Genomic DNA, 13,692 nt, shown 5'->3' with positions numbered 1-13,692 from the left:
GGAATTGCATGCGCATCCTGCACATATTGGACCACTCGGCGCCGCTGCACAGCGGCTACGCCTTCCGCACCCTGTCCATCCTGCGCCAGCAGCGCGCGCTCGGCTGGAGCACGGCCCATCTGACCAGCGCCAAACAGGGCGCCACCGACGCCGCCGAGCAGCAGGTCGACGGCTGGCTGTTCTACCGCACCGCGCCCGCCACCGCCTGGTGGGCCAGCCTGCCGCTGCTGGGCCAGGTCGGCGTGGTGCTCGGCCTGGCCCGGCGCCTGCACCAGGTCGCCACGCTGACCGCGCCCGACATCCTGCACGCCCACTCGCCGGCGCTGAACGCGCTGGCCGCGCTCAGCGTCGGGCGCGCGCTGGGCATCCCGGTGGTCTATGAAGTGCGCGCCTTCTGGGAGGACGCCGCCGTCGACCACGGCACCAGCCGCGCCGGCGGCCTGCGCTACCGCCTGACGCGGGCGTTGGAAAGCTACGCGCTGCGCCGCGTCGACGCCGTCACCACCATCTGCGAGGGCCTGCGCGGCGACATGCGCCAACGCGGCATCGCCGCCGCCAACATCACCGTGATCCCCAACGCGGTCGAGGCGGCCGAACTGGGCGCCACGGCCGCGGCCGGCCAGGGCGCCGCGGCCTCGCCGCTGGCCGGCGCGCTGGGCCTGGCGCCGGACCCGCACGGCGCGCCGGTGGTCGGCTTCATCGGCTCGTTCTACGCCTACGAGGGCCTGGCGCTGCTGCTGCGGGCGCTGCCGCGCATGCTGGCGGCCTTCCCGCGCATGCGCCTGCTGCTGGTCGGCGGCGGCCCGCAGGAGGCCGAACTGAAGGCGCTGGCCGCGCGCCTGGGCGTGGCCGGCCAAGTGATCTTCGCCGGCCGCGTGGCGCAGCGCCACACCGCCGACTACTACCGCCTGCTCGACGTGCTGGTCTACCCGCGCCTGGCGATGCGCCTGACCGACCTGGTCACGCCGTTGAAACCGCTGGAGGCGATGGCCCAGGGCCGCCTGGTGGTGGCCTCCGACGTCGGCGGCCACCGCGAACTGATCGCCGACGGCAAGACCGGCATCCTGTTCGCCGCAGGCGACGCCGACGCGCTGGCCGACGCCGTCACCGGCCTGCTGCGCCGCGCCGACAGCTGGCCGGCGCTGCGCCAAGCGGCCCGCGACTACGTCGAAAACGAACGCAACTGGGGCGCCAGCGTGGCGCGCTACGGCGCCGTCTACGCGCGCCTGCTGGCCGGGCGCAAGCCATGAGACTGGCCGGCCTGCGCCTCGCCCTGCTGGGGCCGTTGCCGCCGCCGTCCGGCGGCATGGCCAACCAGACCCGCCAACTGGCCGCGCTGCTGCGCGCCGAGGGCGCCTCGGTGCAACTGATCCAGCTCAACGCGCCGCAGCGGCCGGCCTGGCTGGCGCGCGTCAAGGGCCTGCGCGCGGCGGCGCGGCTGGCCGGCTACCTGTGGCGCCTGTGGCGCGTGGTCGACACCGTCGACCTGTTCCACGTGATGGCCAATTCCGGCTGGTCCTGGCACCTGTACGCGGCCCCGGCGATCTGGTTGGCGCGCCTGAAGGGCAAGCCGGTGCTGGTGAATTACCGCGGCGGCGAGGCCGAGACCTTCCTGGCGCGGCGCGGCTGGCTGGTCGGCCTGAGCCTGCGCCTGGCCGACGCCGTCGTGGTGCCGTCGGCGTTCCTGGCCGGCGTCTTCGAGCGCCACGGCTACGCCACCCAGATCGTTCCCAACATCGTCGACCTGGGCCGCTTCGCGCCGGGGCGCGTGGCGCACGCCGGTCCGGTGGTGCTGGTGGCGCGCAACCTCGAGGCGGTCTACGACAACGCCAGCGCGCTGCGCGCCTTCGCCATCGTGCTGCGCGCCTGTCCGGACGCGCAACTGCTGCTGGCCGGCAGCGGCCCCGAACGGGGCGCGCTGGAACAACTGGCGCAGCAGCTCGGCGTGGCGGCGGCGCTGCGCTTCGCCGGGCGCGTCGACAACGCCGACATGCCGCTGCTGTACCACCAGGCCGACCTGGTGCTCAACCCCAGCCTGGCCGACAATATGCCCATCTCGGTGCTGGAGGCGCTGGCCTGCGGCGTGCCGCTGGTGAGCACCGACGTCGGCGGCATCCCGGCGCTGCTGCAACACGACGTCACCGCGCTGCTGGTGCGCCCGGGCGACGCCGAGGCGATGGCGCAGGCGCTGCTGACGCTGATCCGCAACCCGTCCAGCGCGCGCCGCCTGGCCGCCGCCGGGCAGGCGCACGTGCGCCAGTTCGACTGGCAGCAGGTGGCGCCGCTGCTGCTGGCGCACTACCGGCGCCTGCGCGCGGCGCGCCGGCCCGGCTGGCGCACCGCGCTGCGGGCGGCGCTGCTGTTTCCGCTGCACGAACGCGCCAAACGGCACGCCAGCGTGGCGCTGCGGCGCCAGCTGGAACAGTCGCAGTGGTGGAGCCCGGCGCGGCTGCGGCAATGCCAGCTGGCGCGCCTGCGCGCGCTGCTGGCGCACGCCCAGGCGCACGTGCCGCACTACCGCGCGCAATTCGCCGCGCTCGGCTTCGACGCCGCCGACCTGTACCGGCTCGACGACCTGCGGCGCCTGCCGCTGCTCGACAAGGCGGCCATCAGCGCCGCGCGCGACGGCTTCAAGTCCGAACGCGCCGGCCCCCTGAGCCGCTGCAACACCGGCGGCTCCAGCGGCGAGCCGCTGGTGTTCTACCTCGGCCGCGAGCGCGTCAGCCACGACGTCGCGGCGAAATGGCGCGCCACGCGCTGGTGGGGCGTCGACATCGGCGACCCGGAGGTGGTGGTGTGGGGTTCGCCGATCGAACTGAAGGCGCAGGACCGCCTGCGCGCGCTGCGCGACCGGCTCATGCGCAGCACCCTGCTGCCGGCCTTCGACATGTCGCCGGCCCGGCTCGACGAATTCGTCGGCCAGATCCGCCGGATCCGCCCGAAAATGCTGTTCGGCTACCCGTCGGCGCTCAGCCGCATCGCCAGCCACGCGCGCAGCCGCGGCGTGCCGCTGCACGGCCTGGGCATCCGCGTCGCCTTCGTCACCTCCGAGCGCCTGTACGACGAGCAGCGCGAACTGATCAGCGCCACCTTCGGTTGCCCGGTGGCCAACGGCTACGGCGGGCGCGACGCCGGCTTCATCGCCCACGCCTGCCCGGAGGGCGGCATGCACATCACGGCCGAGGACATCATCGTCGAAATCGTCGGCGCCGACGGCGCGCCGGTGGCGCCGGGCGAAAGCGGCGAAATCGTCGTCACCCACCTGGCCACCCGCGAGTTCCCCTTTATCCGCTACCGCACCGGCGACATCGGCGCGCTCGACCCGCAACCCTGCCCGTGCGGGCGCGGCCTGCCGCTGCTCAAGCGCATCGAGGGCCGCAGCACCGACTTCGTGGTGGCGCACGACGGCACCGTCATGCACGGCCTGGCGCTGGTGTACATCCTGCGCGAGCTGCCGCAGGTGCGCGCCTTCAAGATCGTCCAGGAAAGCCTGGAACTGACCCGCGTGCTGCTGGTGGCGCTGCCGGCGCTCGGCGCGCCGGCGCGGCGGGCGATCGAGCACGGCTTCAAGGCCAGGCTGGGCGCGGCCGTGCTGGTCGTCATCGAGGAGGTCGGCGAAATCCCGCCCGAGGCCTCGGGAAAATTCCGCTACGTCGTCAGTAAAGTAGTCCTAACCTGAAGAGAGCCACGCCCATGTTCCCCATCACCGCCATCCTGCTGATATTCTCGCTCGCGCTGCTGTGCCTGTACACGCTGCACAAGGTGCGCCTGATCCACCTGCTGGCGCACGAACTGCGCGACCAGGGAAAACAGACGCCGGCGAACCTGTTCCGCCAGCTCGAGGCGCTGCACAGCCTGTACATCGACCTGCGCCTCGAACGCAGCCTGCCGGACACGCGCGGCTGGGCCGCCTCGCCCGACTTCCTGCTGGAACTGGCGCGCCACGCCTTCGCCGCCAAACCGCGCCTGGTGGTCGAATGCAGCAGCGGCACCTCGACGCTGGTGCTGGCGCGCTGCATGCAGCTGAACGGGCGCGGCAAGGTCTACAGCCTGGAGCACGAGCCGCACTTCGCCGAACAAACCCGGCAGCAACTGCAACACCACGGCCTGAGCGAATGGGCCGTGGTACTGGAGGCGCCGCTGCGCGAGCACGCGCTCGGCAGCGACAGCTGGCCGTGGTACGTGCCCGACTTCCTGCCCGACGAGCCGGCCATCGACATGCTGGTGATCGACGGCCCGCCGCTGGCGACGCGGGTGCTGGCGCGCTACCCGGCCGGACCGCTGTTGTTCCACCGCATCGGCGCCGGCGGCAGCGTCTTCCTCGACGACGCCGGCCGGCCCGACGAGCAGGCCATCCTGCGCCGCTGGCGCAGCGAATTTCCGATGTTCGAGCAGAGCGCGCGCGACTGCGAAAAGGGCTGCGCGGTGCTGACCCGGCGCGGCGGCTGACGGCGCAACGCGCTTGCCGCCGGGGCGGGCCTAGCCGAGCCAGGCCACGACGATGCGCGCCGCCGCCGCGATCACCTCGTCGCTCGCCTTCGCGTCCTTCTCCGCATGCGTGGTGTAGATCGAGACGACGACGGGGGCGCGGTTCGGCCGCCACACCACGCCGACATCGTTCGCCGTGCCGTAGTCGCCGGTGCCGGTCTTGTCGCCGACTTGCCAATCGGCCGGCACGGCGGCGCGAATCCGCTTGGCGCCGGTCGTATTGCCGCGCAGCCAGTCCTGCAGCAGCTCGCGCGACGCCGGCGCCAGCGCGTCGCCCAGCGCCACACGCCGCAGGCTGAGGCCCATCGCCTCCGGCGTCGTCGTGTCGCGCGGATCGCCCGGTATCGCCGAATTGAGTTCCGTCTCCAGGCGGTCGAGGCGGAACGTGGTGTCGCCGATCGAGCGCGCGTACGCGGTCACCGCGGCCGGTCCGCCGAGGATCTTGATCAGCAAGTTGGCCGAGGTGTTGTCGCTGTATTGGATGCCGGCGGCGCACAGTTCGGCGACCGTCATGCCGTCGCCGACGTGGCGTTCGGTAATCGGCGAATAGTTGACCAGCTCGCCCTTGGCGTAGCGGACGCGCTGGCGCAGCCGCCCCGCAACCTGGGCGCTGCGCGCCAGGATGGCGGAGGCGATCATGACCTTGGCCGTGCTGCAAAACGCGAAGCGCTCGCCGGCTCGGTGGCTCAGCTGCGAACCGTCGCCGGTATCGAGTGCGAACACGCCAAGGCGACCGCCCAGCGTTTTTTCCAATTCCGCCAGCTGCGCGACGGCCACGGCGACGTGCATTTTGGCGGCCGCCGCGCCGCTGCCCGCGACGGCCCGGACGCTGCTGGGGGCCATCAGCGGCACCGATGCGGCGGCGAGCAAAAATATCCTGCGGTGTGGCGAATGATTCATTTTTCACTTGTTTTGATTTACTGAAGATAAATCATACTATAAGCGCCATTCGGCTACGCGCCAATGCACCGCTAGGCCGCGCCGATGCCGCGTTGATCAGCGAATGGTGGACGCCGAAGCCGGCGTTGGCGCCCGGCAGCTTGCCAAGTGCGCCGGCAGCATCGCGCTGTCGAGTTCTACGCCGAAGTCGGCCGGCGCCGGCAACGCCTCGGCGGCGCCGAAGATGCGCGCCAGGATCATTTCCGACATGGCTGCGATAGTGCGACGCTTCCCAATAGTGGGCCATCTCGCGGCGCCGGCTGAGCTGCGGGATAGTCTCGGTGGTAATGCTGTTGAAGCCGGAGAAGTCGCACAGGCGCAGGTCGCAGCCGGCCCCGCGGTGGCGCTCGGCCAGCCGCGCCAGGGCGCCCTGCCTGGCTTCCATCGGCGCCCATTTGCCGGACTAGTACAGGGCGTCGAGCGTCAGCGCATGGGTCGGGTTGATATACAGGCGCAGGCGCGTGCCGGCGCGTGCCAGCGCCGCCAGAAGTCACCGCGCGCCTTGTAGGGCGAGTTGAAGTTTAGCGGCAGCCTCACGCCGAACAGGCGCGACAGGCCAATCGCCATGTCGGAGTAGCCGGAGAAGTCGAAATACAGCTGCAAGGTGTAGGCCAGCGTGCCGATCCACGCCTCCAGCAGCTGCGGCTGGGCGCCGGCGCCGTAGACCGGCCCGACCATCGGCGAGATGTTGTCTGCGATCAACACTTTTTCACCTGGCCGACGACGAAAATCGACAGGCCGATGGTGAAATTCGATGCCAACGGCCGGCAATTGGCCGGCTCGGCGAATTGCGCCATTATGTCCTTGTGGTGCGGCACCGGGCCGGCGATCAAGTGCGGGAAGTAGCTGAGAAACAATGAAGAAGGAAGTGCCGATCGGCAGCACGATGTCCGGCACCACCCAGTCGCCAGCGCCGGCCCGGTTCAGGCTGTCGACGAAGAAATTGGCGTATTTATAGTAGGCCAGCAGCGCCTGGTTGGCGCCCAGCGCGCCCAACAAACACGCCTTGCGCCGCGCCGCCGCGGCCGCCGCCAGCGCCCGGCCGCAACCGTAGTTCAGCGTGATCGAGGCCAGCAGCAACGGCAGTAGCGCGCCTCCCAGTAACCGTAAAAGAACAGCGAGGCCAGCGCCAGCCATGCCGCGGCCCAGCTGGCCCGGCGCCGGCCCAGCCCGAAATAGCCGGCCAGCACCACCGGCAGGTAGCGGAACAGGAAAGCGTCGGAATTAAACAGCACGGCGTAGCCCCCCGCGGGCGCCGAGGCGGAAGTAACTCTCGGCGATCTGGCCGGCCGCGCGCTCCCAGGTGAACTGGCTGACCAGCGCGCGCACGGCGGCGCGGTCGGGCGCGGCGCCGACCAGCTGGCAGATCGCCAGGCGCTGACCGGCGGCGTCGTCCCAGCGCACTTTTTTCATCGCGAAACCGGCGTCGGGCAGCTCCAACGCGCTTTGCGCCGTCATCACCACCGGCGTGCCGGCCGCCAGCGCCTCCAGCACCGCCAGCGGGAACACCTCGCCGTGGCTGGGCAGCGCCACCACGGCGGCGGCGCGGTAGGCGCTCGCCAGCAGCGGATCGGCGTGTGGCAACGCGCCCAGCCAGCTCACGTGCGGTAGCCGCAGCAGTTGTTGCAGGTAGCCGTGCTCGGGCCGCTGCGCCGCGCCAATCAGGACGATCGGCAGGTCGACCTCGGCCAGCGCCCGCGCCAGACCCAACTGGTTCTTGTACGGCGAGATCGCCCCCACCATCAGCACGAAGGGGCCGGCGATGCCGGTGGCGCTGCGAAACAGCGCCGCGTCGGCGCTGAAGAAGTGCGCGTTGATGCCGTTCGGGTAGACCTCGATTTTCTCCGGCTCGATCTGAAAGCCGGTCACGATGGCCTGGCGCTCGGCCTCGCCCAGCGCGATCACCAGGTCGGCCAGTTGCAGCGCGCGCTTGCTCTGGGCGTAGCTGGTTTGCACGTTCCAGGCCGTCAACTTGCCGGCCAGGCGGTCGGCCAGCCGCGCCAACACGCCGGTGGCGTGGTTCCAGCCGGGCGAGAGCAGCGGCGAGAGCACCACCGGCAAGCCCAGTTCGCTGGCCAGTTCGACGATACGGTAGTTGCCGTTGATGGCCGAGAACACGTGGATCAGGTCGTAGCTGTCGAGCCGGTTGCGGGTCGGGTCGACCAGTTCCACCTGCAGGTGGCGCGGCGCGCCAAGCGCGAGCCGGTTCAGCGCCGCGACCGTCTCGCGCACCTGGATTTGCAGACCGCCGTCGCGCTGGAACAGCATCGGGTACGACAAAATGCCCACGCGCATGGCGCCCTCCCCCGTCTCGGTCTATTTGATGGCGACGCCGGCGAGGGCGCACACCTTGCGCCGCACCAGCTCGAATTCGGCGGCGATCTCATGCTTGAGTAGTAACACCGCGGCGATCCAGACCAGCAGGGCGCCGGCCGCCGCCAGCGCCAGCGGCAGCAGCAGGTAGTCGGGGCGCGGCGGCAACGCCAGCAGCACCAGCGCCGGCGCCAGGCCGCTCAGCGCGCACAGCGCCATGCTCTTGCGCGCCGCGCGCAGCGTCGCGCCGAGGTCGACCCCGGCCAGCGCGCGCAGGTAGCGCCAGGTGATCCAGCAGCGGCACAGCGCGCCCAGCACCACGGCGCCGGCGACCCAGGCCAGCCCGAACGGCGCCGCCAACAGCACCGCGCCAAGCCGCAGCGGCACGGCGATCGCGTCGATTTGCGCCTGCGCCTTGACGTGGCCGGTGGCGACGAACAAGTAGCGCGCCATGCTGAACATGCTATACAAGGCCGAGGCGCAACACATGATGCGAATCAAGGGGACGGCGGCGTTCCACTGCGGCCCGTACAGCGCGTTCACCAGCGGCAGCGCCATCAGGCCGACGAACAGGAAGAACGGCCAGGCCAGCGCGGTAACGTAGCTGACGGTGGCCAGGTAGACGGCGCGCACGTCGCCGCCGTCGCGCGCGCGCGCGGCAAACAGCGGGAACACCACCGGCGAGATGGCGCTGGTGATGGCCTGGTTGAACACGCCCAGCAAGCCCTGCGCCTTGCTGAAGATGGCCACCGCCTCGACGCCCAGCAGTTTGCCGACCACCAGTTCGGGCGCCGCCACGCCGGCCTCGTCGACCAGGCCGCCGCCGGTCGTCAGCGCGCCGAACGACAGCACCGCGCCCACCCCCTTCAGCCCGGGCAGCCAGGGCAGCTCGGGCGGGCGCACCCACAGGCTCACCAGCAGCGCGGCGACGGTGCCGGCCACCGCCGCCCAAGCCAGGCTCAGGTAGCTCCAACCAAGCAGCGCCAGGCCCACCGCCACCAGCAGGTTGACCGCGCCGTTGGCGGCGTTGATCGCGTACAGCGCGGCGAAGCGCATCTGCCGGCGCAGGAAGGGCAAGGTCAGCGCGCTGAACGGGATCAAGAGGAAATTAATCGACAGCAGTTGCAGCACGCCCGCCAGGCGCGGCTCGTGGTAGAAGCGCGCCAGCGCCGGCGCGCCGGCCAGCACCAGCGCCGCCAGCAGCCAGGCCACGCCGACGCTGGCGGCCAGCGCCGCGCGGATCTTCTCGGTGCTCAATTCCTTTTCTTGGATGAGGTATTGGCCGACGCCGAAGTCGCGCACCACCTGCGCCAGCCCGACCAGCACCGCGCCGACCGAATAGACGCCGATCTCGGCCGGCGTGAGCAGGCGCGACAGGATCATGCTGGCGACGATGCCCAGCAACAGCACGGTGTATCTTTCGCCGAAGGAAAACAGCAGGGAGATGCGGGTCGCGTTCACGGCCGGCCCCGTCAGACCAGGCTGCGGTAAAACTCGAGCACCTGGCGCCGCAGCCGCGCGTCCGAATATCTCGCCAGCGCCTCCGCCCTGCCGTGCCGGCCCATGTCGGCGCGCCGCACCGGGTCGGCCAGCAACGCGGCCACGGCGGCGGCGGCGCCGGCCTCGTCGTCGAGCGGCACCAGCAGGCCGGCGCGGCTGTGCCGCAATATGTCGGCTGTGCCTGGCACGTCGGTGCCCACCGCCGCCACCCCGCACGCCATCGCCTCGATGGTGGCGATGCCGAAGCCCTCGTTGCGGCTGAGCAGAAGGTGCAGGTCGAACGCCGGAATCAGTTGCTCGACGGCGTCGCAAAAGCCGGTGAAGATGACGCGCCCGCCGGCGCCGGCCGCCTCGGCCTGGGCGCGCAGCTGCGCCTCCAGCGGGCCGCTGCCGGCTAGCACCAGATGCAGGTCGGGGAATTGGCCGCGCAGCGCGCAGAACAGCCGCAACAGCGCCTGCGGCCGTTTTTGCGGCGCCAGCCGCGCCACCGCGCCGAGCACCAGCGCGTCCGGCGCCAGCCCGAGCGCCGCGCGCGCCGCCGCGCGCGCCGCCGGCGACGGCGCGAAGCGCTCGGTGTCGACGCTGTTGGGGATCACCGCCAGCCGCGTCGCCGGGTCGATGTAGGCGCCGTACAGCGCCTGGAAGTGCTGCATTGCCGACTCGGATACGGCGTAAATGCCGCGCACCGAGCCGAACGCCGCCGCCAGCAGCGGCCGGTGCCAGGCGCTCAACTCGGCCAGCGGGAAGGCGTTGTGCACGCTGATGACGCAGGGCAGCGCGCAGTCGTGCGCCAGCCACAGCGCCGAGGCGCCGTAGGTGTTCCAGCAAAACGCCACGTGCACCAGGTCGGCCCGGTAGCGCCGCAGGCGCCGCGCCGCGCCCAGCCGCGCGCGCCACTTGTTCAGGCGGCGCCACTGCCACTGCTCGAACACCGGCGGCGGGTCGAACACCGAGACCTCGACGCGGCGCGCCCGCAGCGCCGCGGCCCAGCCGTCGAAGCCGGGAAAGCGCCGCACCGCCAGCGCGCTGTCGTAGCCGGCCTCGGCCAGCAGGCAGGCCTCCTGGCCCATGCGCATCTCCATGCCGCCCAGTTCGCCGGAGTAACTGGTCACCAGCACCCGCGGCGGCGCCGCGCGGCGCGCCAGCCATGCCTCGTGGAAATAGCCGCGCAGGTACTGGATTTCCCAGCGCCGCAGGAACAACTGCCCGGCGTCGCCCGCCAGGCGGGCGCGTAGCGCGCCGGCCAGCTCCTGCGCCAGGCGCCGCAGCATCCAGCGCGGCACCTTGGCGGCGCCGGGCGCGGCGGCGGCGCGGTCCTGGCGCCACTTGCCGCGCCCGAACAGGTAGGCGCGCCGCAGCACGTAGGCCGGCTCGACCTGGTGCGCGCGGATGAAGTGGGCGACCCGCGCCGCCGGGCAAAACCAGGACAGGTAGCCGGCGCCGAACAGGCGCCGCGTCAACTGGGTTTCGCCGCCCATCGCGTAGGCGGCCTGCGCGCCGTTCGGACCGAGCGACTCGTCGAAGCGGTAGCCGGCGTCGAACACGGTGCGCCGCAGCGCCATGTTGGCGCCCCACACCAGGCCCGGGAACACCGGGCCGTCCGCCAGGCCGGGGTCGGTGACGCCGAAGGTCAGGCCCAGCGGCGCCAGGCGCAGTAGCCAGTCCGGCGGTGGCGCCTGCCAGTCCGGCACGATGGCGCCGCCAAAGACCGCGTAGCCCGGTTGGCTGGCGGCGCACTCGGCCAGGCGCAGCAGCCAGTCCGGCTCCGGCGCGGCGTCGTCGTCGCTGAGCACGAACAACTCGTTGGCCGGCTCGCGCAGCGCCAGCGCCACGGCGGTGTTCAGCGCCGCGTTCTTGCCGCGCCTGCCCTCGTAGACGCAGCGCAGCGGCAGGCGCCCGCTGAACTCGGCCAGCAGCGCGGCGGTGGCGTCGTCGCTGCCGTTGTCGACCACCAGCAGCGACCAGCCCTGCGGCGGCGCGAGCAGGCGACAGTAGGCCTGCAAGACCTTGGGCAGGGTGCGCGCGCCATTGTAACTAGCCATGAGAACGGTCAACAAGTGCGCCTCTCCTCTGTCTTACTATTGCCTTACTGTTCCATCGGCATCACCACGCAGTGTACTGACCGCCTCCGCCGGACCGTTGACGGGAATCAAACCTTTCGCCAGGACACGACACCGAAGCCATGCGCGACCTCCTCATCACCCTGACGATACTGGCCTCGCTGCCCTTCATCCTGAAACGCCCGGCCATCGGCGGCCTGATGTGGGTCTGGGTCAGCGTCATGAACCCGCACAGCCAGGGCTGGGGCTACGCCACCCAGTTGCCGTTCGCCTTCCTGATCGCCGTCGCCACCATGCTCAGCATGCTGGTCTCGCGCGAGCCGAAAAGCCTGCCGCTGACGCCGGTCAGCCTGGCGCTGCTGGCGTTCGTGCTGTGGATGAACGTGACCACCCCGCTGGCGTTGCTGCAGGCGTCGAGCTGGGTGCAATGGAACAAGGTGATGAAGATCATGCTGATGACCTGTGTCATCCTGATGGTGATACGCAGCCGGCGCGACATCCAGCGCCTGGTCTGGGTGCTGGTGTTCTCGCTCGGCTACTACGGCGTCAAGGGCGGGTTGTTTACGCTGCGCGGCGGCGGCACCGAGCGCGTGTGGGGGCCGGAGGGCAGCTTCATCGGCGACAACAACGCCTTCGCGCTGGCCCTGATCATCACGCTGCCGCTGATGTATTACCTGTACCAGAACAGCACCCGGAAATGGACCCGCGCCGCGCTGCTGGCGGTGATGGCGCTGTCGGCGCTGTCGGCGCTGGGCTCGTACTCGCGCGGCGCGCTGGTGGCGATCGTCGCGATGGGCCTGTTCATGTGGTACAAGAGCGGCAGGAAGCTCGCCTTCGGCAGCCTGGTGCTGCTGTGCGCGCCGGTGTTTTTCCTCTTCATGCCGCAGCGCTGGGCCGAACGGATGGACACTATCGGCGACTACCATGCCGACGGCTCGGCGCTGGGCCGGCTCAACGCTTGGCGCATGGCTTACAACCTGGCCTGCGACCGCTTCTTCGGCGGCGGCTTCGAAGTCTCGCACGCGTCCGTGTTCTCGCGCTACGCGCCCAACCCGGCCGATGTGCACGCCGCCCACAGCATCTACTTCCAGGCGCTGGGCGAACACGGCTTCGTCGGCTTGGGCCTGTACCTGCTGCTGGGCTGGCTGACCTGGCGCTCGGCGGCCTGGACCATCCGCCAGGCCAGGGGACGCGCGGAGCTGGCCTGGGCCGGTGGCCTGGCCGTGATGATCCAGGCCAGCATGATCGGCTTCGCCGTCGGCGGCGCCTTCCTCAGCCTGCTCTACTTCGACCTGCCCTACTACCTGATGGCGGCCGTCGTCGCCACGCGCGTGCTGGTCGAGCAGCAATTGCGCTCTGGCGCGCCGCGCGCGGCGCCGCTGCGCACCGCGCCCGCCACGACGCCGCAACAGGCGCGCCGGGTTCGCGCGGCGGCGCTGGACAAGGCGCGCCGCGGCGCCGGCGCCGAACCATGACGCGCTGGCCGGCGCCGGCGCTGTCGATCCTGATCTACCACCGCGTGCTGGCGCGCGCCGACCCCTTGCTGCCGGGCGAGCCGGACGGCGCCCAGTTCGAGCGGCACCTGCGCCTGCTCAAGCGCTGCTTCAACGTGCTGCCGCTGGGCCAGGCCGCGCGCCGCTTGCGGGACGGCACCCTGCCGTGGCGCGCGGCCTGCATCACCTTCGACGACGGCTACGCCGACAACGCCGAAGTGGCCCTGCCGCTGCTGCAAAAATACGGCCTGGACGCCTGCTTTTTTATCGCCACCGGCTACCTCGACGGCGGCCAGATGTGGAACGACCGCATTATCGAACGCGTGCGCCACGCCGCCGGAGACGAACTGGACCTGTCGGCGCACGGGCTCGGGCGCCTGCCGCTGGGCAGCGTGGCGCAGCGCCTGCTGGCGATCGACGCCATCCTCGGCGCCCTGAAATACCAGCCGTTCGAGCGGCGCCAGACCGTTGCCGCCGCGATCCACGACCAGGGCGCCTACCCGCGGCGGGCGGCGCTGATGATGAGCAGCGCGCAGGTCGTCGCGCTGCGCCGCGCCGGCATGGAAATCGGCGCCCACACCCAGCGCCATCCGATACTGGCGCAGCAAGCGGACCCGGAGGCGCGCAGCGACATCGGCGCCGGCAAGCGCCAGCTGGAACAACTGCTGCAGGCGCCGGTGACACTGTTCGCCTACCCCAACGGCAAACGCGGACGCGACTACGGCGCGCAGCACGTCGACATCGTCAAGTCGCTCGGCTTCGAAGCGGCCGTCGCCACCGACTGGGGCGTGGCGCGCGCCGGCTGCGACCTGTTTCAACTGCCGCGCTTCACGCCGTGGGATCGCGGTAGCGTGCGCTTCCTGCTGCGCCTGGGGCAAAACATGCTGCGCGCATAATCA

Annotated in this window: 12 protein-coding genes; 5 read left to right on the top strand and 7 right to left on the bottom strand. The window is 71.3% G+C overall.

Features of this window, described 5'->3' with window-relative positions; all coding sequences use genetic code 11:
• The first annotated feature begins 8 nt into the window (after nucleotides 1–8).
• Genes JANGC3_RS0105515 through JANGC3_RS0105505 form a run of 3 tightly spaced genes read left to right on the top strand, consistent with a single transcriptional unit; the run spans nucleotide 9 to nucleotide 4,449 of the window.
• Nucleotides 9–1,250 carry a TIGR04063 family PEP-CTERM/XrtA system glycosyltransferase gene (locus JANGC3_RS0105515; RefSeq protein WP_017875484.1) on the top strand — a complete coding sequence of 414 codons (1,242 nt, stop codon included), beginning with the start codon at nucleotides 9–11 and terminating at the stop codon, nucleotides 1,248–1,250.
• Nucleotides 1,247–3,679 carry a glycosyltransferase gene (locus JANGC3_RS31265; protein ID WP_017875483.1) on the top strand — a complete coding sequence of 811 codons (2,433 nt, stop codon included), beginning with the start codon at nucleotides 1,247–1,249 and terminating at the stop codon, nucleotides 3,677–3,679. The genes JANGC3_RS0105515 and JANGC3_RS31265 overlap by 4 nt, the downstream gene beginning before the upstream one ends.
• 14 nt (nucleotides 3,680–3,693) lie before the next feature.
• Nucleotides 3,694–4,449 carry a class I SAM-dependent methyltransferase gene (locus JANGC3_RS0105505; protein WP_017875482.1) on the top strand — a complete coding sequence of 252 codons (756 nt, stop codon included), beginning with the start codon at nucleotides 3,694–3,696 and terminating at the stop codon, nucleotides 4,447–4,449.
• A gap of 30 nt (nucleotides 4,450–4,479) precedes the next feature.
• Here the strand turns inward: JANGC3_RS0105505 and bla are convergent, their stop codons facing one another.
• The 7 genes from bla to JANGC3_RS0105460 form a co-directional block, all read right to left on the bottom strand.
• Entirely contained in the window at nucleotides 4,480–5,388 is a 909-nt protein-coding gene (gene bla / locus JANGC3_RS0105500; protein ID WP_026132594.1) for a class A beta-lactamase, read from the bottom strand.
• A 96-nt stretch (nucleotides 5,389–5,484) separates the two neighbouring features.
• The gene (locus JANGC3_RS32380; RefSeq protein ID WP_017875480.1) at nucleotides 5,485–5,637 is read right to left on the bottom strand and encodes a hypothetical protein; all 153 of its coding nucleotides are present in this window, start codon (nucleotides 5,635–5,637) and stop codon (nucleotides 5,485–5,487) included.
• 213 nt (nucleotides 5,638–5,850) lie between these two features.
• Complete coding sequence (locus JANGC3_RS31260) at nucleotides 5,851–6,507, bottom strand: hypothetical protein (protein WP_198291989.1); 657 nt, start codon at nucleotides 6,505–6,507, stop codon at nucleotides 5,851–5,853.
• Nucleotides 6,483–6,662, bottom strand: a complete 180-nt coding sequence (locus JANGC3_RS33140; RefSeq protein ID WP_017875476.1) for a hypothetical protein — start codon at nucleotides 6,660–6,662, stop codon at nucleotides 6,483–6,485. The genes JANGC3_RS31260 and JANGC3_RS33140 overlap by 25 nt, the downstream gene beginning before the upstream one ends.
• Nucleotides 6,652–7,722: a glycosyltransferase gene (locus tag JANGC3_RS0105470; protein WP_017875475.1), complete on the bottom strand. Its 1,071-nt coding sequence runs from the start codon at nucleotides 7,720–7,722 to the stop codon at nucleotides 6,652–6,654. Before JANGC3_RS0105470 ends, JANGC3_RS33140 begins: the two co-directional genes overlap by 11 nt.
• 21 nt (nucleotides 7,723–7,743) lie before the next feature.
• Nucleotides 7,744–9,201, bottom strand: a complete 1,458-nt coding sequence (locus JANGC3_RS0105465; RefSeq protein WP_017875474.1) for an oligosaccharide flippase family protein — start codon at nucleotides 9,199–9,201, stop codon at nucleotides 7,744–7,746.
• Between the two features lie 11 nt (nucleotides 9,202–9,212).
• The gene (locus JANGC3_RS0105460) at nucleotides 9,213–11,297 is read right to left on the bottom strand and encodes a glycosyltransferase (protein ID WP_232429660.1); all 2,085 of its coding nucleotides are present in this window, start codon (nucleotides 11,295–11,297) and stop codon (nucleotides 9,213–9,215) included.
• A gap of 125 nt (nucleotides 11,298–11,422) precedes the next feature.
• On the opposite strand from JANGC3_RS0105460, the gene JANGC3_RS0105455 reads away from it, so the two are divergent.
• Together JANGC3_RS0105455 and JANGC3_RS0105450 are read left to right on the top strand one after the other, a co-directional pair.
• Nucleotides 11,423–12,775, top strand: a complete 1,353-nt coding sequence (locus JANGC3_RS0105455; RefSeq protein WP_017875472.1) for a putative O-glycosylation ligase, exosortase A system-associated — start codon at nucleotides 11,423–11,425, stop codon at nucleotides 12,773–12,775.
• A complete protein-coding gene (locus JANGC3_RS0105450; RefSeq protein ID WP_017875471.1) occupies nucleotides 12,772–13,689 on the top strand; it encodes a polysaccharide deacetylase family protein in 918 nt (305 codons plus the stop codon). Before JANGC3_RS0105455 ends, JANGC3_RS0105450 begins: the two co-directional genes overlap by 4 nt.
• The last annotated feature ends 3 nt before the right edge of the window (nucleotides 13,690–13,692 follow it).

The sequence above is a fragment of the Janthinobacterium sp. CG3 genome (assembly GCF_000344615.1).
Classification (GTDB): domain Bacteria; phylum Pseudomonadota; class Gammaproteobacteria; order Burkholderiales; family Burkholderiaceae_D; genus Janthinobacterium.
This window is presented reverse-complemented; position numbering and strand designations above follow the sequence as displayed.

What these genes read in the sequence shown, in the direction of transcription:
- JANGC3_RS0105470 (WP_017875475.1), bottom strand. Translation starts at nt 7,722, where the DNA reads ATGCGCGTGGGCATTTTGTCGTACCCGATGCTGTTCCAGCGCGACGGC.
- JANGC3_RS32380 (WP_017875480.1), bottom strand. Translation starts at nt 5,637, where the DNA reads ATGTCGGAAATGATCCTGGCGCGCATCTTCGGCGCCGCCGAGGCGTTG.
- JANGC3_RS31265 (WP_017875483.1), top strand. Translation starts at nt 1,247, where the DNA reads ATGAGACTGGCCGGCCTGCGCCTCGCCCTGCTGGGGCCGTTGCCGCCG.
- JANGC3_RS0105450 (WP_017875471.1), top strand. Translation starts at nt 12,772, where the DNA reads ATGACGCGCTGGCCGGCGCCGGCGCTGTCGATCCTGATCTACCACCGC.
- JANGC3_RS0105505 (WP_017875482.1), top strand. Translation starts at nt 3,694, where the DNA reads ATGTTCCCCATCACCGCCATCCTGCTGATATTCTCGCTCGCGCTGCTG.
- bla (WP_026132594.1), bottom strand. Translation starts at nt 5,388, where the DNA reads ATGAATCATTCGCCACACCGCAGGATATTTTTGCTCGCCGCCGCATCG.
- JANGC3_RS0105455 (WP_017875472.1), top strand. Translation starts at nt 11,423, where the DNA reads ATGCGCGACCTCCTCATCACCCTGACGATACTGGCCTCGCTGCCCTTC.
- JANGC3_RS0105515 (WP_017875484.1), top strand. Translation starts at nt 9, where the DNA reads ATGCGCATCCTGCACATATTGGACCACTCGGCGCCGCTGCACAGCGGC.